Here is a 357-nt window from a genome sequence, read left to right on the forward strand (position 1 = left end):
TCGGCGCAGACCCTGCTGGAGAACCTCTACTTCAACGCCAAGCGCTACGACCTCGCCAAGGTGGGTCGTTACAAGATCAACAAGAAGCTCGGCGTCGACTCGGAGATCACGCAGGGCACCCTGACCGAAGACGACATCGTCGCCACGATCGAGTACATCGTCCGCCTGCACGCGGGCGAGGAGTCGATGCCGGGCGCCAACGGCGAGGTCATCGTCGAGGTCGACGACATCGACCACTTCGGCAACCGCCGTCTGCGTAGCGTCGGCGAGCTGATCCAGAACCAGGTCCGCCTGGGCCTGGCCCGGATGGAGCGGGTCGTGCGCGAGCGCATGACCACCCAGGACGTCGAGGCGATC

Annotated in this window: 1 pseudogene; it reads left to right on the top strand. The window is 65.3% G+C overall.

What is annotated here, in order from left to right:
* Nucleotides 1–357 (top strand): annotated as a pseudogene (locus FAF44_RS53875) (DNA-directed RNA polymerase subunit beta); the annotation flags it as partial.

Origin of the sequence: Nonomuraea sp. MG754425 (genome assembly GCF_021699195.1) — a bacterium.
In the GTDB taxonomy this organism is placed as follows: Bacteria; Actinomycetota; Actinomycetes; order Streptosporangiales; family Streptosporangiaceae; genus Nonomuraea.